Source organism: Streptomyces sp. NPDC041129, from assembly GCF_055592265.1.
Genome location: NZ_JBVIYV010000002.1, coordinates 419,477 through 437,951, shown reverse-complemented (window position 1 = coordinate 437,951; position 18,475 = coordinate 419,477). Strand labels below are relative to the sequence as shown.

Below are 18,475 nucleotides of genomic sequence, written 5' to 3'. Positions count from 1 at the left end.
TCCCACGACCGTAGACACCCCGCGCGGCCCGCCGCAAACACCGAAATGCGTACGACTTGTGAAGCGGCGTTCGCATTTCGGCAGCGGATTTACCCGCCGTCACCCTTCCGAATCGGAAGAACCACTGGTGGAGGCGGTCTGCTGGAACAGCCATTCGGACTTCAGCTCTGCATATCCAGGCTTGATCACGTCATTGATCATCGCGAGTCGTTCATCGAAAGGAATGAACGCTGATTTCATCGCATTGACGGAGAACCACTGGAGGTCGTCGAGCGTGTAACCGAACGCCTCGACGAGATGCTCGAATTCCCGGCTCATGCTGGTGTGCGACATCAGCCTGTTGTCCGTGTTCACGGTCGCCCTGAAGTGCAGCCGCCGCAGCAGCCCGATCGGGTGCTCGGCGTAGGAGGAGGCGGCCCCGGTCTGCAGGTTGGAGCTGGGGCACAGCTCCAGCGGGATGCGCTTGTCGCGGACGTAGGAGGCCAGCCGGCCGAGCCGCACCGAGCCGTCCGCCCGGACCTCGATGTCGTCGATGATCCGCACCCCGTGCCCGAGCCGGTCGGCTCCGCACCACTGCAGCGCCTGCCAGATGGAGGGCAGTCCGAAGGCCTCGCCGGCGTGGATGGTGAAGTGGTTGTTCTCCCGCTTGAGGTACTCGAAGGCGTCGAGGTGCCGGGTGGGCGGGTAGCCGGCCTCGGCACCGGCGATGTCGAAGCCGACGACACCCATGTCCCGGTAGCGGTTGGCGAGTTCGGCGATCTCCAGGGCGCGGGCGGCGTGCCGCATGGCGGTCAGCAGGGCGCCGACCCGGATGCGATGGCCGTTCTCCCGGGCGAGCCGCTCCCCCTGCCGGAAGCCCTCGTCGACCGCCTCGACGACCTCTTCGAGGCTCAGCCCGGCGGCGAGGTGCTGCTCGGGCGCGTAGCGCACCTCGGCGTAGACGACCCCGTCCTCGGCCAGGTCCTCGGCGCACTCGCGGGCGACCCGGACCAGCGCGTCCCGGGTCTGCATCACGCCGACGGTGTGCGAGAAGGTCTCCAGGTACCGTTCCAGCGAGCCGGAGTCGGCTGCCTCACGGAACCAGAGGCCCAGCTTGCCGGGGTCGGTCTCGGGCAGTTGGGAGTACCCGATCTCCTGGGCGAGTTCGACGACGGTGCCGGGGCGCAGCCCGCCGTCGAGATGGTCGTGCAGCAGAACCTTGGGCGCCCGTCGGATCTGGTCCGGCGCCGGAACGTGGGCCGGGACGGTCCCAGTCGGTGCAGTCTGGCTCGTCATTTCCGCACTCTAACTCCTACGCGCGTAGAGCACCCCCGGTATCCCAGGAGACACAGCAGGTTTTCCGCCGATACGCAACGGTGACCGCCCGGACGGGTTTCGTACACCACGGCTTCTGACACTGTTGCGTCATGGGACAGCAAGCGACGCCGGTCCGAACGGCCGGACTGGGAAAGGCGGTCGGGGCGGAGCCGACGGCGGTGAGCGGAGCGGTGCTGCTGCTCCCCGGCGGGGAGGAGACCTCCGACCGCAGGCCGTCCCCCGTATGGGCGACGGCCTTCGTTCGTTCCCTGGGCCGCCGGTTCGCCCGGGCGGGCCGGGAGGAGGGGCTGGCCGTGCACGCCGTGCACTACCGGTACCGCGGCTGGAACGGCAGCGAGGCGCATCTGGCGGCGGACGCGGAGTGGGCAGCCGACGAGGTCGTACGCCGGTACGGGGATGTGCCGGTGTGCCTGGTGGGCCTGGACATGGGCGGCCGGGCGGCGCTGCGGGCGGGCGGCCACGAGGCGGTGAACTCCGTCGTCGCGCTCGCCCCTTGGCTGCCCGAGGAGGACGTGGCCGCACCCGCCGAGCCGGTGAAGCAGCTCGCGGGGCGGCGGGTGCTGATCGTGCACGGCACGAACGACGAACGCACCGACCCGGAGCTGTCGTTCCGGCTGGCGGAGCGGGCGAAGAAGGCGAACCGGAACGTGTGCCGGTTCGAAGTGCACACCGACGGCCACACCTTGCACCAGTACCGCGACGAAGTGCGCTCGCTCGCCGTGGACTTCGTCATGGGGGCCCTGTTCGGGCACTCTGTGTCACGGCCGGTGGAGGACGCGCTGGCCGCTCCGCCACCGATCGGACTGCGGATGCCACTGGCCGCGGGGTTCGGCAAGTCGCTGCGGAGGTAGGGCGGGACTCCCCCGGAGATCCACGGATCCCTAGGGAAGCAGGCTCCCCCTCCTGGAGAGCAGGAACTTCTTGAAGGCCGCCACCGGTGGGGTGTCCGGGCGGTCGGCCAGCCAGGCGACACCGATCTCCCGGGCCGCCCGCGGCGCCGTGACCGTCAGTTCCACCACTCCCGGGCGCGGCACCGTCGGGGGCGGCAGCAGGGCGACGCCGAGGCCGGCCGCCACCAGGCCCCTCAGGGTTTCCGCCTCCTCGCCCTCGAAGGCGATACGGGGCTTGAAGCCTGCCTCGCGGCACAGGTCGTCGGTGATACGGCGCAGGCCGTACCCCGGCTCCAGGGTGACGAAGGTTTCCTCGGCCGCCTCGGCCAGCCGGATACGGCGGCGGCCGGCCAGGCGGTGGTCGGCCGGCACGACCAGGCGCAGTTTCTGCTCGTCCAGGCGGCGGGCGACCAGGTCGGGGGCGTCCGGCACCGGGGAGGTCAGGCAGAGGTCCAGTTCGCCCGCGCGCAGCCGCTCCAGCATCGCCTCCCCGTAGTTCTGGAAGAGGCTGAAGCGGACGCGCGGGTGGTCGGCGCGGAAGGCGTGCAGCAGGCCGGGTACGGTCTCGGCGCCCATGGTGTGCAGGAAGCCGAAGGCGACCTTGCCGGTGGCCGGGTCGGCGTCGGCGCGGACCTCATCGGCGGCACGCTCGATCTCGGCGAGGGCGCGCTCGACGGAGGCGAGGAAGGTGCGGCCCGCGGTGGTGAGGGAGACCGTGCGGCCGTGGCGGGCGAACAGACCGACACCGAGGTCCTGCTCCAGCCGGACCATGGCCCGGGAGAGCGTGGACTGGGGGACGTTCATCTCGTGGGCGGCCCGGGTGACGTGCTCGGTGCGGGCGACTCCGGCGAAGTACGCGAGGCGCGGCGCGAGCAACAGCGCCATGTCTTCCATGTCACTGAACGATGACAGCTGACCCTGTGACCTCTGCTCATGCTTCACGGGAACGATTATGGCGATTCCATGCATTGGACGGATCAGTGGGCCGTGCATAGCGTCGAAGCATGTCTCCCGCCAGTACCGGGGCGTCCGCCACCCTGGACGCCGTCACGCCCGTCCCCTCCTCCGACTCCGCGACCGACTCCCGGATGGCTCCGGGCGGCCCCGGCTACCGCCGGATGAGCTTCGCCCTCTTCCTCGCCGGGGTCGCGACCTTCGCCCTGCTCTACTCCACCCAGGCCCTGCTGCCGCTGATCTCCGGTGAGTTCGGAGTGGCGGCGAGCGAGGCGAGCTGGACGGTGGCGGCCGCGACCGGCGGCCTGGCGCTGTTCGTGCTGCCGATGAGTGCCCTGTCGGAGCGCTTCGGCCGCCGTACGGTGATGACGGCCTCCCTGGCGGTCGCGGTGGGCGTGGGCCTGCTGGTGCCCTTCGCGCCGTCGATCGGCGCGCTGGTGGTGCTGCGGGCCGTGCAGGGCGCGGCGCTGGCGGGTCTGCCGGCCTCGGCGACGGCGTATCTGGCCGAGGAGGTCCGGCCGAAGGCGCTGGTCACGGCTATCGGGCTGTTCGTGGCGGGCAACAGCGTCGGCGGGATGAGCGGCCGGGTGATCACCGGCTGGGTCGCGCAGGAGTGGGGCTGGCGGGTCGCCGTCGGTGTGATCGGCGCGGTCGCGGTGGCCTGCGCGGTGGCGTTCCGGCTGCTGCTGCCGGCCCCGAGGCACTTCTCCGCGGGCTCGCTGCGCCCGCGGGTGCTGCTGGGCACGGTGCGCGGCCATCTCGCCGACCCGCTGCTGCGCCGGCTGTACGCGATCGGCGCGCTGTTCATGACGGTGTTCGGCGGCGTGTACACGGTGATCGGCTACCGGCTGACGGAGGCGCCGTTCTCCCTGCCGCAGGGCATCGTCGGCTCGATCTTCCTGGTGTACCTCGTCGGTACGGTGTCCGCGTCGACGGCGGGCCGTCTGGTGGGCCGACTCGGCCGCCGGGGCGCGCTGTACCTGGCGGGCGGTACGACGGCGGCGGGCCTGCTGCTGTCCCTGGCGCCCTCCCTCCCGCTGGTCCTGCTGGGCCTGGTGCTCATCACGGCGGGCTTCTTCGCGGGCCACGCGGTCGCCTCCTCGGCGGTCAGCAGGACGGCCGAGCACGGCCGCGCCCAGGCCTCCGCCCTGTACCAGTCCGCGTACTACATCGGCTCCAGCGCGGGCAGCACGGTGGGCGCGACGGCGTTCCACGCCGGCGGCTGGGCGGGCACGGTCGGCGTCGGTGTCCTCGCGGTCCTCGGCGTCGTGGCCATCACCGTCCTCGGGTCCCGGGCGGCCCGGCGGGAGCCGGTCCCGGCGTACTGAGGCGACGCGCGTACCACTGGGCGGGCACCGGCCGCGGTGTCCGCCCAGTTGTGTGAAGGAACCGGTCCCGGCCGGGCTTTTTCGCTCTCCGGGCGCCATTGTCAGTGGGCTGCGGTAGCTTCCGAAGTGCTGGGGCGCGAAGGGGCGCTACGGGGACGGACGGCCACAGGGGTGGGCACGATGGGCAGCGGAACGGCGACGACGGACCTCGACACAGCGCTGGAGAAGCACCGCACCGAGCTGACCGGGTACTGCTACCGGATGCTCGGGTCCTCCTTCGAGGCCGAGGACGCGGTGCAGGACACCCTGGTGCGGGCCTGGCGGAGCTACGACAAGTTCGAGGGCCGCTCCTCCCTGCGCTCGTGGCTGTACCGGATCGCGACGAACGTGTGCCTGGACATGCTGACGGCGGGCAACAAGCGGGCCCGCCCGATGGACCTCACCGACGCGACGCCGCTCGCGCGGGCGGCGCTCTCCCCCCGTCCCGACAACACCTGGCTGGAGCCGATGCCGGACGCCCGCGTGCTGCCGACGGTGGAGGACCCGGCGGAGGCGGCCGTCGCCAAGGAGTCGGTCCGGCTGGCGTTCATGGCGGCCCTGCAGCAGCTTCCGCCCAAGCAGCGGGCGGTGCTGATCCTGCGCGAGGTGCTGGCCTGGCGGGCGAGCGAGGTCGCCGAGCTGCTGGGCACCACGGTCGCCTCCGTCAACAGCGCCCTGCAGCGGGCCCGGGCGACGCTCGCCGAGCGGGACTCCGGGGCCGCCGCGGGGGCGGTGTCCGACCCGCTGGACGAGGAGCAGCAGAGACTGCTCGACCGCTATGTGAAGGCCTTCGAGGGCTACGACATGACGGCGCTGACCGCGCTGCTGCACGAGGACGCCGTCATGACGATGCCGCCGTTCGACCTGTGGCTGCGCGGCCCGGCCGACATCACCGGCTTCATGGCCACCCTGGGCGCGTCCTGCGCGGGCTCCCGGCTGCTGCCGGTGCGTGCGAACGGCCTGCCGGGCTTCGCGCACTACAAGCCGGACGAGGAGAAGGGCGGGTTCACTCCCTGGGCGGTGCAGGTGCTGGAGGTGTCAGACGGCCGGATCACCGGTTTCCACTGCTTCCTCGACACCGCGCGCTGGTTCCCGCTCTTCGGTCTGCCCCTCCACCTGGAAGCGGAGTCCGACCAGGTCGAGCAGGGCGTGTAGCGCGGGGGCGGGGTCGCGCAGCCGTATCCGCCCGCCGGCCCGGCGGGCTGCGAGCTCCAGCCGGGCCAGCAGGTCCACGGTCTGGAGCCCCGGCGGCCCGAGACCGGCCACGTCGCACACCACGACCGCGGCCCCGCCGCCCTCCAGCAGCGCCCGCACATCGGCGCAGAGCCCGGCCACCTCGGCACGGGTGACGGGTCCGGGCAGTACGAGCACGGCGGGTGTGTAGGCGTCCACGTGCGGTAGACCGGCGGCCAGGGCACAACTCATCGCGGACCGCCCGCCGGACACGCCCGGGCGGAGATCACATTGACCAGCCGTCGCGCCCCGGCGGAGGGTTGGGGCCGTGACGGGGGTGCTGAGCGGGTTCGCGGTGATCGCGGTCGTCATCGGGGTGGGCTATGTGCTCGGGTGGCGCGGCACCCTCGGTGAGCCGGGCCGTGACGTGCTGACCCGGCTCGCCTTCTCGGTGGCCGGACCGGCCCTGCTGTTCCACACGCTGGCCCGGGCCGACCTCTCCGTCCTGTTCTCCAGCCGCCTGCTGGTGACGGCTCTGAGCACGGCCGCGGTCTCGGCGGCCTTCGTGGCGGTGGGCGCGCTGCGGCACTGGGGCGTGGGCCGTACGACGATCGGCGCCCTGTGCGCGGGGTACGTCAACTCGGGCAACCTCGGCATCCCGATCGCCGCCTACGTCCTGGGCGATGCGTCCCTGGTGGCCCCGGTGCTGCTGTTCCAGGTCGTCATCGTCACGCCCGTCGCCCTGACCGTCCTGGACCTGACCGGCACGGGTGAGAAGGGCACCCTGTGGCGGCGGCTGCTGACCCCGCTGCGCAATCCGATCGCGGTGGGCTCGCTCACCGGTGTGGTGGTGTCCGCGGCGGGCTGGAAGGTCCCGGGCCCGGTCATGGAGCCGCTGACCATGATCGGCAACATGTCGGTCCCGGCGGCCCTGCTGGTCTTCGGCATGTCCCTGCGCGGCAGCGCGGCTCCCGGCCGGGGGCTCGACCGCCGGCTGGTCCTGCTGTCGGTGGCGCTGAAGTCGGTGGGCCAGCCGCTGGTGGCCTGGGTACTGGCGCGCGGCGTCTTCGGCCTGCACGGCGCGCCCCTGCTGGACGTGGTCGTCACCTCGGCCCTGCCGGCCGCCCAGAACCTGTTCACCTACGCCAGCCGCTACCGGGTCGCCGAGACCCTGGCCCGCGAGTCGGTCCTGCTGTCGACGGTGGTCTCGGTGCCGGTCCTGGTGGGGGTGGCGACGGTACTGGGGTGAGGGCGTGTCAGTCGACGGGGAACTCTCCGGTGTCGATGGTGATGCCGAACGGCTCCGGCAGCTTGATGGGATCGCCGAACTTCACGGCTGCGAGGACTCGGTAGACCTCGCCCTTCGGTTCTCCGTAGAGCGTCGCCGTCGGACCGCCGGGTGCCCAGCGGTCGACGAGGAGGTACAGCGGGATGCCTGCGGACGCGTACGCGGCAGGCCTGCTGATGCGGTCGTGACGTGCGTTGGACTTGGATGTCACTTCTACGACCAGTTCCGCCAGAGCGGCCGGAATGTGGGTTTCCGATTCCATGCACTCAGGCAACGGGGCGACCACGAGGTCCGGGATGAGCATCCCCAGTCGAGACGACACGGCGATGGCCAGTGTCTGGTAGATCGGTGCGTCACCGATCCCAGCATGCCGAACGGGACCGGCGGAGGTCCACCGATCCCGTTCACCCGAAAAGAGCCCTGCATCAGTAGCCCCGGCCGCGCGCCCTGGTCAGGCGATGCGCTCCAGCACCACCGGCGACGGCGTGAAGGGCGTGCCCGGGGCCGCGATGTCGTACGAGCCCTCGACCGCCTGGAGCGCGTACTCGAAGCGCTCGGGGGTGTCCGTGTGCAGGGTCAGCAGCGGCTGGCCCTCGGTCACCGTGTCGCCCGGCTTGGCGTGCATCTCCACGCCCGCCGCCGCCTGCACCGGGTCCTCCTTGCGGGCGCGGCCCGCGCCGAGGCGCCAGGCGGCGACACCGATGCCGTAGGCGTCCAGCCGGGTCAGGACGCCGGACGCGGACGCCCTGATGACGTGCTGCTCCTTGGACGTGGGCAGCACGGCGTCCGGGTCGCCGCCCTGAGCCGCGATCATCCGGCGCCACACGTCCATCGCCGAGCCGTCGGCCAGTGCCTTCGCGGGGTCGGCGTCCTTGATGCCGGCCGCGTCGAGCATCTCGCGGGCCAGGGCGACCGTCAGCTCGACCACGTCCGCCGGGCCGCCGCCCGCCAGGACCTCGACCGACTCGCGGACCTCGAGGGCGTTGCCGGCGGTGAGGCCGAGCGGGGTGGACATGTCCGTCAGCAGCGCGACCGTCCGCACCCCGTGGTCGGTGCCGAGGCCTACCATCGTGGAGGCCAGCTCACGGGCGTCCTCGATGGTCTTCATGAAGGCGCCGGAGCCCACCTTCACGTCCAGGACCAGGGAGCCGGTGCCCTCGGCGATCTTCTTGGACATGATCGAGGACGCGATCAGCGGGATCGCCTCGACCGTGCCGGTGACGTCCCGCAGGGCGTACAGCTTCTTGTCGGCCGGGGCCAGGCCGTCGCCGGCCGCGCAGATCACCGCGCCGGTGGTGTCGAGGACGTTCAGCATCTCCTCGTTGGACAGCAGCGCGCGCCAGCCGGGGATCGACTCCAGCTTGTCCAGCGTGCCGCCGGTGTGGCCGAGGCCCCGGCCGGAGAGCTGCGGGACGGCCGCGCCGCAGGCCGCGACGAGCGGGGCCAGCGGGAGCGTGATCTTATCGCCGACGCCGCCGGTGGAGTGCTTGTCCGCCGTCGGACGGGACAGCGAGGAGAAGTCCATGCGCTCGCCGGAGGCGATCATGGCCGCGGTCCAGCGGGCGATCTCCCGGCGGTTCATCCCGTTCAGCAGGATCGCCATCGCGAGCGACGACATCTGCTCGTCGGCGACCTCGCCGCGGGTGTACGCGTCGATGACCCAGTCGATCTGCTCGTCGGTCAGCTCACCGCGGTCGCGCTTGGCGCGGATGACGGAGATGGCGTCCATGGCCATGGCTATGGCTTCCTTCCGGGAGGTGCGAAGTGCACGGCCCCCCTGATCTGGTCAGGGGGGCCGTACGGGAGTTACTTGGAGAGATGGCCCGGGCCGAAGGCCTGGGGCAGCATCTCGGAGAGCGGTAGGACGCCCTCGGGAGTGTCCAGCAGCAGGCCGGGGCCGCCGAACTCGTGGAGGAGCTGGCGGCAGCGGCCGCACGGCACCAGCAGGGCGCCTTCGCCGTCCACGCAGGTGAAGTGCGTGAGGCGGCCGCCGCCCGTGCGCTGGAGCTGCGAGACGAGCCCGCACTCGGCGCACAGGCCGAGCCCGTAGGAGGCGTTCTCGACGTTGCAGCCGCTGACCGTGCGCCCGTCGTCGACCAGGGCGGCGACGCCGACCGGGTAGCCCGAGTAGGGGACGTAGGCGTGGGTCATGGCCTCGCGCGCCTCGGCGCGCAGCGGCTCCCAGTCGAAGCCGGCGTCCTGCGCGGCCGTCACTTGCCCTGTCCCTTCCGGTACCGCATGCCGTCCGCCTTGGGCATGCGCAGCCGCTGGGCGGAGAGCGAGAGCACCAGCAGCGTCACGACGTACGGGGTGGCGCCCACGAAGTCGCTCGGGACCTCGTCGGTGAGCAGGTACCAGGCAAGGACGAGCCCGCCCACGATGAGGCTGATGGCGCCCTGCCAGACGGCGGAGCGGTACAGCTTCCAGCCGGCCAGGACCACGAGCAGGACGACCAGCAGGAGCAGCAGCGCGTGGACGGTCGTGCCGCCGTTGCGGAGCTGCAGCGCGTCGGAGTAGCCGAACAGGCCGGCGCCCATGGCCAGACCGCCCGGCCGCCAGTTGCCGAAGATCATCGCCGCGAGGCCGATGTAGCCGCGCCCGCCGGTCTGGCCCTCCAGGTAGGTGTGGGAGGTGACCAGGGCGAGGAACGCGCCGCCGAGGCCGGCGAGACCGCCGGAGACGGCCACGGCCACGTACTTGTACTGGTAGACGTTGACGCCCAGCGACTCGGCGGCGACCGGGTTCTCACCGCAGGAGCGCAGCCGCAGGCCGAACGAGGTGCGCCACAGCAGCCACCAGCTTCCGACGAACAGCAGCACGGCCAGGATCGTCACCACCGACAGGTCGGTGATCAGACCGCCGACGATGCCCGCGAGGTCGGAGAGCAGGAACCAGTGGTGGTTCTGGACCGACTCCAGGGCGTCGGACAGACCCGGCACGGTGACGTGGGGCAGCGAGTCGACGGGCGGGGACTGCTTGGGGTTGCCGCCCGCCTCCGCCGGCTTGCCCTCGGCGAAGAAGAGCTTGGCGAGGTACTGGGTGGCGCCGAGCGCGAGCAGGTTGACCGCGACACCGGAGACGATGTGGTCGACACCGAAGGTGATGGTGGCGACGGCGTGCACCAGGCCGCCGAGGACACCGAAGCCGATGCCGCACAGCAGGCCCAGCCAGGGGTTGGTCTGCCAGCCGACCCAGCCGGCGCCGAAGGTGCCGAGGATCATCATGCCCTCGAGGCCGATGTTGACCACACCGGCCCGCTCGGACCACAGACCGGCCAGACCGGCGAGACCGATGGGCACGGCGAGTCCGAGGGCGGCTCCGACCTGTCCTTCGGAGGTGAGCTGGTCGGCGCCGGTGATGACGCGGACGGCGGCCACGAGGAGCAGCGCACCCGCGACGATCATGAGGATCTGGCCGAGCGAACGGCCCGAGCGCTTGCCGGCCGCGCCCTCCGCCTTGGGCGCCGCGGGCGGCGGCGCGTCGGTCATCGTGGCAGTCATCACGCCACCTCCTGCTTCTTCGTCGGGGCGGCGGCCTGGGCGGCGAGTTCGGCGCCGACCCGTTGCTGCTGGCGCTTGAGGCCGTAGCGGCGGACGACCTCGTAGGCGATCACGACGCACAGGACGATGACGCCCTGGATCACGCCGAGGATCTCCTTGTCGTAACCCTGGAACTCCAGGTGGTTGGTGGTGCGCTCCAGGAAGCCCCACAGGAGGGCGCCGAGCGCGATGCCGATCGGGCTGTTGCGGCCGAGCAGCGCGATGGCGATGCCGGTGAAGCCGATGCCCGCCGGGAAGTCGTTGCTGAACTGGTGGCTGTCGTTGAGCAGGGTCGGCATGCCGATCAGACCGGCCACCGCACCCGAGATGATCATGCTGGTCGCGATCATCTTCTTCACCCCGACGCCGCTCGCGGCGGCGGCGGTGTCGGACTGGCCGACGGTGCGCAGGTCGAAGCCGAACCGGGTGCGGCCGAGCACGAACCAGTAGCCGACGCCGACGACCACGGCGATGACGACGAAGCCCCACAGGACACCGGCCGGCCCGGTGTCGATGCTGAAGAAGTACGAGGACGACGGCAGCGGCTTGGTGGAGACGAGCGTGCCCGCCTGGTCGAGCTGGCCGAGCTTCCCGGGCTGCAGCAGGTAGGCGATGATCGCGGTGGCGATCGAGTTGAGCATGATCGTCGAGATGACCTCGCTGACGCCGCGGGTCACCTTCAGCACGCCGGCGATGGCCGCCCACAGGGCACCGGTCGCCATCGCGCAGATGATGATCAGGGGGATGGCGATCCAGCCGGGCACGGTCAGCGCCCCGCCGAGGACGGCCGCGATGAACGCGGCGAGCCGGTACTGGCCGTCGACACCGATGTTGAACAGGTTCATGCGGAAGCCGATGGCCACCGCGACACCGGCGAGGTAGTAGGTCGTCGCCTTGTTAAGGATGTAGACCTGGCTGTCGCTGGCGAAGCCGTAGGTCACCATGTCGCTGAAGGCGTCGCCCGGGTTCTTGCCGGTGGCGAGGATCACCAGGGTGGTGACGACGAGCGCGGCGACGATCGCCAGCAGCGGCGCCGCGATCCCGAGGAGCAGCCGCTCCTTGTCGATCCGTGAGGTCAGCTTCTTCATCGCTCGTCGTCCTCTGTGTGCTCCAGGTGGCCGGAGGCCGCACCCGTCATGGCGGAGCCCAGCTCCTCGGGGGTGATGGTGGCGGGGTCGGCGTCGGCGACCAGACGGCCCCGGTACATCACCCGCAGGGTGTCGGAGAGCCCGATGAGCTCGTCCAGGTCGGCGGAGATCAGCAGCACGGCCATGCCTTCGCGGCGGGCCTCGCGGATGTAGTCCCAGATCGCCGCCTGCGCGCCGACGTCCACACCGCGGGTGGGGTGGGCGGCGATGAGCAGCTTCGGGTTGTGGCTCATCTCGCGGCCGACGATCAGCTTCTGCTGGTTGCCGCCGGACAGCGAGGCGGCGGTCACCTCGATTCCGGGCGTACGGACGTCGTAGTCACGGACGATGCGCTCGGTGTCGGTCCGGGCGGCCTTCGTGTCGAGCAGTCCGCCGCGCGAGTTGGGGCGCTCGGTGACATGGCCGAGGATGCGGTTCTCCCACAGCGGCGCCTCGAGGAGCAGGCCGTGGCGGTGGCGGTCCTCGGGGATGTAGCCGATGCCGGCCTCACGGCGGCGGCGGGTGGGGGTGTGGGAGATGTCGTCGGCGTCCAACGTGACGACGCCGGCGTCCGGGTTCCGCATGCCCATGATCGCCTCGACCAGCTCGGACTGGCCGTTGCCCTCCACGCCGGCGATGCCGAGGACCTCGCCCTTGTGGATGGTGAAGGAGATCTCGTCGAGGATGATCCGCTCGACGCCGTCCAGGTCGGTCTGGGACAGGTGCAGCTTGTCCACCGTGAGCATGGGGACGTCCGTGACGGTGGACTCCTCCGTCTCCGGCGTGGGCAGCTCGCTGCCGACCATCATCTCGGCGAGCTGCTTGGAGGTGGTGCTGCGCGGCTCGGCCGTGCCGACCGTGGTGCCGCGCCGGATGACGGTGATCTCATCGGCGACGGAGAGCACCTCGCCCAGCTTGTGGGAGATGAAGATGACCGTGAGGCCCTCGGCCTTCAGCTCGCGGAGGTTGTCGAAGAGGGCGTCGACCTCCTGCGGCACGAGCACGGCGGTCGGCTCGTCCAGGATGAGGGTCCGGGCGCCGCGGTAGAGGACCTTGAGGATCTCCACGCGCTGGCGGTCGGCGACGCCGAGCGCCTCCACCAGGACGTCGGGCCGCACGCCCAGGCCGTACGCGTCGGAGATCTCCTTGATCTTCGTACGCGCCTTGCCGCCGATGCCGTGCAGCTTCTCCGCGCCGAGGACGACGTTCTCGAGGACGGTGAGGTTGTCGGCGAGCATGAAGTGCTGGTGCACCATGCCGATGCCGCGGGCGATGGCGTCGCCGGGGTTGCTGAAGGTGACCGGTTCACCGTTGATTTTGATGGTGCCCTCGTCCGGCTGCTGCATGCCGTAGAGGATCTTCATCAGGGTGGACTTGCCGGCGCCGTTCTCACCGCAGAGGGCGTGTACGGTGCCCGTGCGGACCGTGATGTCGATGTCGCGGTTGGCGACGACGCCGGGGAAACGCTTGGTGATGCCGCGCAGTTCGACGGCAGCGGGAGGGCTGGACGCGTTGATGGCGCACTCTCCTCGGGGAAAGGGGCTGCGGGGGGAGGGCAGGCGTCGGCGACGCTAGCGCGGCAACTCAATGCTACACGCGTAGAGTTGACACATTGTTATGGCTCGGCGGGGGGCTGCGGAAGCCGCCCCCGCGCCGAGCCGAGGTCCCACGGGACCCGTCAGGTCACGGGGTGGTCTTGACCTTGACGGAGCCGTCGACGATCTTCTTCTTCGCCGCGTCCAGCTTCGCCTGGATGTCGTCGATGAAGCCACCGCTGGTGGACAGCGAGACGCCGTCCTTGCTCAGCGAGTAGGTGTTGGTGCCGGTCAGCGGCTTGGCGTCGTGGACGGACTTGACGAAGTCGTAGACACCGAGGTCGACGTTCTTGACCATCGAGGTCAGGATCGAGTTCTTGTACTTGGCCAGACCCGGGATGCTGTACTGGTCCGAGTCCACGCCGATCGCCCAGGCGCCCTTGACGCCGTTGACGGCCTCGATCGCGCCGTTGCCGGAGGAGCCGGCCGCCGAGTAGATCACGTCGGCGCCGTTGTCCAGCATGCCCTGCGCGGCTTCCTTGCCCTTGTCGGGGCTGGCGAAGCCGGAGGTGTCCGAGCCGTGGCTCAGGTACTGGGTGTCGACCTTGATCTTGGAGTTGGTGTCCTTGACGCCCTGGACGTAACCCGCCTCGAACTTCTTGATCAGCGGGACGTCGACACCACCGATGAAGCCGACGTGGTCCTTCTTCGTCTTCAGCGCGGCGGCGACACCGGCCAGGTAGGAGCCCTGCTCCTCGGTGAAGGTGATGCTGTCGACGTTCTTGGCGTCGACCACCGAGTCGACGATGCCGAAGCTGGTCTTCGGGTACTTCGCCGCGACCTTGGTCATCGAGGCGGCGTACGCGTAACCGACACCGATGATCGGGCTGTACCCGGCCTCGGCCATGTCGGACAGGCGCTGCTCGCGGTCGGCCTCGGTGTCCGAGGTCTTCGCGGTCAGCTCCTTGATCTCGCCGCCGAACTCCTTCTTCGCCTTGTCGGCACCGCGCGCGGCGGAGTCGTTGAAGGAGCGGTCACCACGGCCGCCGACGTCGAAGGCGAGACCGATCTTGACGCCCTTGCCGTCACCGGAGGAGGACGACGAGGTGTCGTTGTCGGAGGAGGTACTGCCACACGCGGTGGCAGTGAGGGCGAGAGCTGCGGTGGCGACACACGCAGCGGAAAGCTTGGCTACCCGGCGCACGGGAAGGCTCCTTCACCTGACCTGAGCGCCTGTCGGCGCTTGATGTGAGCACCGGATCGGTGCTCGAGCCGAGACGCCCCGACGGCGTCGGCTTCGCGGCATCGTAACGCGCGTAGATGTCGCAAAAAACCCCCTCGCGAAGCCGTTATCTATTCGAGGCAAACACCGCCTGAACTCGGCGTACCGGACCTCTCACACCCCTGTTGCGCACAGTGCACAGTTGGCTTACGAGTGTGTTGCCCCGGGGCGGCCCGGCCGTTCCGGGCCGCCCTTCGGAGCCGGGGGGCCGGCTACACGTCGTCGAGCAGCGCGGCGGCCGTGAACAACTCCACGCCGACCGTGATGGCGTACTCGTCGGCGTCGAAGTCGCCCTGGTGCAGGTCCCGGACCATGCGGTCCCCGGGGGCGCGCACGCCCAGCCGGGCCATGGCGCCGGGCACGTTCTCCAGGTACCAGGAGAAGTCCTCGCCGCCGAGGCTCTGCTCCGTGCTCTCGACCGACTCCATACCGCGCCGGGCCACCATCGACCGGCGCAGCAGCTCGGTGGACTCCCGGTCGTTGACCACCGGCGGCACGCCCCGCACGTAGTTGATCTCCGACTTGGCGCGGTGCAGCGTGGCGATCTCGTCGATGGCCGCGTGCACGATGTCCGGCGCGTCCCGCCAGGCGTCCAGGTCCAGGCAGCGCACGGTGCCGGACAGTTCGGCGTGCTGCGGTACGACGTTCGGGGCATGGCCCGACTCGATCCGGCCCCAGGTCAGGGCGAGACCGGCGCGGGTGTCGACGCGCCGGGCGACCAGTGCGGGCACGTCGACGGCGACGCGGGCGGCCGCCGTCACCAGGTCGGTGGTCAGGTGCGGCCTGGCGGTGTGCCCGCCGGGCCCGTCGAGGGCGACTTCCAGCCGGTCGCAGGCGCTGGTGATGGGCCCGTGCCGCAGACCGATCCGGCCGGCCTCGACCTTGGGGTCGCAGTGCACGGCGAGCATCCGGCCCACCCCGTCGAGCGCCCCGTCCGCGATCGCGCCGAGCGCGCCGCCGGGCAGCACCTCCTCGGCGGGCTGGAAGACCAGCCGCACCGGGCGGGACAGCAGCCCCTTGGCGTGCAGGTCGGCGAGGACGAGGCCGGCGCCGAGCACGACGGTGGTGTGCACGTCGTGGCCGCAGGCGTGGGCCCGGTCGGGCACGGTGGACCGGTACGGGCAGTCGGCCTTGGTGTCGGGGATGGGCAGGGCGTCGATGTCGGCGCGCAGGGCGAGCAGCGGCGGGGCGGGCCGTTCCGCCTCGTGCCCCTCGGCGATCCCGATGTCACAGATCAGTCCGGTTCCGGTGGCGAGGACGCGGGGCCGCAGCCCGGCCTGCTCCAGCCGCTCCTTGATCGCGGCGGTCGTGCGGAACTCCTGGTTGCCCAGCTCGGGGTGCATGTGCAGGTCACGGCGGAAGGCGACCAGTTCGGCGTGCAGGGACTCGCTGAGCACGCCGGGGAGCACGTCCCCGGGCAGTTCGGCCTCGGACTCTCGGGACATCAATTGCTTCACCCTCTGAAGGGTAGGACGCCCGACCGGCCAACTGACCCCCGATCAACAAAAGTTCAGCCCGTTAGGGGAAGAAAATCTGACCGGCGGACGCATGGCGGCGGACTTCGGTGGGTAAAACCTCTGTTTCCTTCCTCCACGCATACCACGCATCACCCCCCTCACGCTCTCCCAGTCCGCTGAGCGGACGCAGTGCCGGCCGGTAGGGTGCGGCGCCGTGAGCGACTCGAACGCGGACTTCCTGCAGACCACCGGCTCCTCCTACGACGCGATCGCCAAGGACTACGCGTCCCGCTATCCGCACGGTCTGTCCCACCCTCTCGAACGCACGCTGATCGACGCCTTCGCCGAGCTGGTCACGGCGAACGGCCCCGCCCCCGTCGCCGACCTCGGCAGCGGCCCCGGCGGCGTCACCGCCCTCCTGCACGGCCTGGGCGTGCCCGTCTTCGGCGTGGACCTCTCCCCCGCGATGGTGTCCCTGGCCCGCGAGGCTTACCCGGAGCTGCGCTTCCACGTGGGCTCGATGACGTCCCTGGACCTCCCGGACGCCACGCTGGGCGGCATCCTCGCCCTCTACTCCACGATCCACGTCCCGGACGACCACCTCCCGGCCGCGTTCGCCGGCTTCCACCGCGCCCTGGTCCCCGGCGGCCACGTCCTGCTCGCCTTCCAGACCGGCACCGAGCCCGGCGGCCTCCACCTGACCGAACGCTTCGGCCACGAGATCGACCTGCGGTACTACTGGCGTACGCCGGAGCGGATGACGTCCATGCTCACGGGGGCGGGCCTGGACCTGGTGGCGACGGTGGTCCGCGAACCCCAGGACGAGGAGACGAGGCCGCGGGCCTTCCTGCTGGCACGCCGGCCGGAGTGAGGCCGCTGGGCTCGTCAGCACCGCGTGGGGGCCGGCCGCCCGACGAACCTCACATGTTGCTCAGAGAACCCCCGGAAGCCCCCGGTCCGCCCCTCACCGCTGCCATGCTCCCGTCAGTCGCCGGCCGCTACCTGGCCGCTACCTGGGGAGCTGACATGTCCGTCCGGACCTTCACGGGCCTGAGCGTCGCGTGCACCGCGCTGCTCGTCCCGCTCACGGGCTGCACCGTGGATCACGGTCACAGGTCCGGGCAGGGCCCGTCAGCGGCAGCGGCTGCACCGCGAAGCAGCGCGGTCCCGGCGCTCCAGAGGCCCCCGGAACTGGACGCCGACGAGACCCTGGCCGGCCGTCTTGGGGTGACCAAGGGGAACGCGAGCATCCCCTTCGGCAGGGGCAGGAAGGGCGACGCCCTGATCCTCGCGGTGCGCTGCCAGGGCGCGGGCCGGGTCCGGGTCGCTGTGCGGCCCGACCACGTCTCCTTCCCGCTGAAGTGCCGTGCCGACCGGCCCAGCACCACCTACAACCAGGTGAACGTCGGCGGCGCGGAAGACAGCGGCGTCGCCTCCGTCGAGGCCCCGTCCTCCGTGCGCTGGTCGATGACGATCGGCAGAGGAGCGCCGCCGCGGGAGGAACCCCCGACGGCGGCGACCGAATCCCCCTGAGGATCAGGCGCCCTTGGGCTCCGCCTGCTGGACGACCTCGAAGGACCACAGGGTGGATCCGGAGGCGGCGGGCTTCGGCCGCTCGGCGCCCTGGCCGCCGCCCTGGTGGGCGGACTTCATCGGCCCCTCCATCCATGCCTGGAACGACGCCTCGTCCCGCCAGCGGGTGTAGACGAGGTACTGGTCGGTGCCTTCGACCGGCCGCAGCAGCTCGAACCACTCGAACCCGTCGGAGTTCTCCACGGCGTGGGCCCGCGAAGCGAACCGCTTCTCAAGCGTCTCCCGCTGCTCGGCCGGCACGGACAGCACGTTGATCTTCACTACGCTCATGCCGCCTATCCTGCCCCGGGCCCGCGCCGCCCGCTCACTCCCCGGCGAACAACTCTGCCGTGTCCTTGGCATGCATCGCGCGCTGGGCCCACACTTCGAGCTGGTTCAGGTCGGTGCAGGCGGTCACCCGCTCGCGGGCGGTGTCGGGCACTTCGATACCGCGCCACTGCAGCATGTGCAGGATCATCTCGGCCTTTGCCTCGAGCCGTCCTTCTTCCCGACCTTCTTCCCGACCTTCTTCGCGCACCTGCTCCGCCAGCGGGTGTCGCCAGAAGTACTGAGTCGCTGTCATCAGGTCCCTCCACATCTGCTTCGCCTGGGGGTCGGCCAGGCAGGAGTCGACGAACTGCACGAAGACCGCGGCGGTTTCGTCATCGATGGTCCGTAGGGCGGTGGCCAGGGATCCCAGTATGGCGGGGGCCTGCGGGCCACGCCCGTGTGTCATGGCCGAAAGCACCGCAATGGGCACGTCCCTCGCGGCCGACTGCTCGTCCGCGATCACCGGCACGTTGTCCGGGCCCAGCACGAGCGGCCGTACCGTCAGCGAGTGCCAGTCCCGGAACCCCAGCCGGATCGGACGCGAGGCCCACTTGGCGGTGGCGCTGTTCTGCGTGACGACGATGAGCACCGGCTCACAGCGGTACTTCTCGTAGAGGGGCGGTGCCACAGCGTGCGGTAGGGGC

The 18,475-nt window shown here is 70.9% G+C and carries 17 protein-coding genes and 2 pseudogenes; 6 read left to right on the top strand and 13 right to left on the bottom strand.

Translation table 11 applies throughout. The features are described from left to right. Window positions 1-99: 99 nt before the first annotated feature. Entirely contained in the window at window positions 100-1,275 is a 1,176-nt protein-coding gene (locus ACZ6B1_RS10215; protein ID WP_468776679.1) for an adenosine deaminase, read from the bottom strand. Window positions 1,276-1,406: 131 nt separating this feature from the next. On the opposite strand from ACZ6B1_RS10215, the gene ACZ6B1_RS10210 reads away from it, so the two are divergent. Continuing rightward, window positions 1,407-2,168 (top strand): alpha/beta hydrolase, encoded by a 762-nt coding sequence (locus tag ACZ6B1_RS10210; protein WP_468776677.1) that lies wholly within the window; start codon window positions 1,407-1,409, stop codon window positions 2,166-2,168. 30 nt (window positions 2,169-2,198) lie between these two features. On the opposite strand, the gene ACZ6B1_RS10205 is transcribed toward ACZ6B1_RS10210, so the two are convergent. Continuing rightward, a complete protein-coding gene (locus ACZ6B1_RS10205) occupies window positions 2,199-3,092 on the bottom strand; it encodes a LysR family transcriptional regulator (protein ID WP_468777472.1) in 894 nt (297 codons plus the stop codon). A gap of 119 nt (window positions 3,093-3,211) precedes the next feature. On the opposite strand from ACZ6B1_RS10205, the gene ACZ6B1_RS10200 reads away from it, so the two are divergent. Next, window positions 3,212-4,489: an MFS transporter gene (locus ACZ6B1_RS10200; protein WP_468776676.1), complete on the top strand. Its 1,278-nt coding sequence runs from the start codon at window positions 3,212-3,214 to the stop codon at window positions 4,487-4,489. A 180-nt stretch (window positions 4,490-4,669) separates the two neighbouring features. Further along, entirely contained in the window at window positions 4,670-5,683 is a 1,014-nt protein-coding gene (locus ACZ6B1_RS10195) for a sigma-70 family RNA polymerase sigma factor (protein ID WP_468776674.1), read from the top strand. Here the strand turns inward: ACZ6B1_RS10195 and ACZ6B1_RS10190 are convergent. Then, window positions 5,567-5,953: an STAS domain-containing protein gene (locus tag ACZ6B1_RS10190; protein ID WP_468776672.1), complete on the bottom strand. Its 387-nt coding sequence runs from the start codon at window positions 5,951-5,953 to the stop codon at window positions 5,567-5,569. The two genes, ACZ6B1_RS10195 and ACZ6B1_RS10190, sit on opposite strands and share 117 nt — an antisense overlap. Before the next feature lie 76 nt (window positions 5,954-6,029). On the opposite strand from ACZ6B1_RS10190, the gene ACZ6B1_RS10185 reads away from it, so the two are divergent. After that, window positions 6,030-6,950 carry an AEC family transporter gene (locus tag ACZ6B1_RS10185; RefSeq protein ID WP_468776671.1) on the top strand — a complete coding sequence of 307 codons (921 nt, stop codon included), beginning with the start codon at window positions 6,030-6,032 and terminating at the stop codon, window positions 6,948-6,950. A 7-nt stretch (window positions 6,951-6,957) separates the two neighbouring features. On the opposite strand, the pseudogene ACZ6B1_RS10180 reads toward ACZ6B1_RS10185, so the two are convergent. The 8 genes and pseudogenes from ACZ6B1_RS10180 to ACZ6B1_RS10145 form a co-directional block, all read right to left on the bottom strand. Further along, window positions 6,958-7,335, bottom strand: a pseudogene (locus ACZ6B1_RS10180) (Uma2 family endonuclease); the annotation flags it as partial. 105 nt (window positions 7,336-7,440) lie between these two features. Continuing rightward, complete coding sequence (locus tag ACZ6B1_RS10175; RefSeq protein WP_468777470.1) at window positions 7,441-8,718, bottom strand: thymidine phosphorylase; 1,278 nt, start codon at window positions 8,716-8,718, stop codon at window positions 7,441-7,443. A gap of 77 nt (window positions 8,719-8,795) precedes the next feature. Beyond that, complete coding sequence (locus tag ACZ6B1_RS10170; protein ID WP_468776669.1) at window positions 8,796-9,203, bottom strand: cytidine deaminase; 408 nt, start codon at window positions 9,201-9,203, stop codon at window positions 8,796-8,798. Further along, window positions 9,200-10,489: an ABC transporter permease gene (locus tag ACZ6B1_RS10165; protein ID WP_468776667.1), complete on the bottom strand. Its 1,290-nt coding sequence runs from the start codon at window positions 10,487-10,489 to the stop codon at window positions 9,200-9,202. Before ACZ6B1_RS10165 ends, ACZ6B1_RS10170 begins: the two co-directional genes overlap by 4 nt. Next, window positions 10,489-11,616, bottom strand: coding sequence for an ABC transporter permease (locus ACZ6B1_RS10160; RefSeq protein ID WP_468776665.1), 1,128 nt, complete (start codon window positions 11,614-11,616; stop codon window positions 10,489-10,491). The genes ACZ6B1_RS10165 and ACZ6B1_RS10160 overlap by 1 nt, the downstream gene beginning before the upstream one ends. Beyond that, window positions 11,613-13,139 (bottom strand): ABC transporter ATP-binding protein, encoded by a 1,527-nt coding sequence (locus ACZ6B1_RS10155; protein WP_468777468.1) that lies wholly within the window; start codon window positions 13,137-13,139, stop codon window positions 11,613-11,615. The genes ACZ6B1_RS10160 and ACZ6B1_RS10155 overlap by 4 nt, the downstream gene beginning before the upstream one ends. Before the next feature lie 199 nt (window positions 13,140-13,338). After that, window positions 13,339-14,394, bottom strand: coding sequence for a BMP family lipoprotein (locus ACZ6B1_RS10150; protein WP_468776664.1), 1,056 nt, complete (start codon window positions 14,392-14,394; stop codon window positions 13,339-13,341). 290 nt (window positions 14,395-14,684) lie between these two features. Further along, complete coding sequence (locus ACZ6B1_RS10145) at window positions 14,685-15,917, bottom strand: amidohydrolase (RefSeq protein ID WP_468776662.1); 1,233 nt, start codon at window positions 15,915-15,917, stop codon at window positions 14,685-14,687. Between the two features lie 226 nt (window positions 15,918-16,143). On the opposite strand from ACZ6B1_RS10145, the gene ACZ6B1_RS10140 reads away from it, so the two are divergent. After that, the gene (locus ACZ6B1_RS10140; RefSeq protein ID WP_468776660.1) at window positions 16,144-16,800 is read left to right on the top strand and encodes a class I SAM-dependent DNA methyltransferase; all 657 of its coding nucleotides are present in this window, start codon (window positions 16,144-16,146) and stop codon (window positions 16,798-16,800) included. A 155-nt stretch (window positions 16,801-16,955) separates the two neighbouring features. Then, the gene (locus ACZ6B1_RS10135; RefSeq protein ID WP_468776658.1) at window positions 16,956-17,462 is read left to right on the top strand and encodes a hypothetical protein; all 507 of its coding nucleotides are present in this window, start codon (window positions 16,956-16,958) and stop codon (window positions 17,460-17,462) included. Between the two features lie 3 nt (window positions 17,463-17,465). Here ACZ6B1_RS10135 and ACZ6B1_RS10130 read toward each other — a convergent pair whose 3' ends face one another. Beyond that, complete coding sequence (locus ACZ6B1_RS10130) at window positions 17,466-17,792, bottom strand: antibiotic biosynthesis monooxygenase family protein (RefSeq protein ID WP_468776656.1); 327 nt, start codon at window positions 17,790-17,792, stop codon at window positions 17,466-17,468. Between the two features lie 34 nt (window positions 17,793-17,826). After that, a pseudogene (locus ACZ6B1_RS10125) lies at window positions 17,827-18,447 on the bottom strand (hypothetical protein); the annotation flags it as partial. Between the last annotated feature and the right edge of the window lie 28 nt (window positions 18,448-18,475).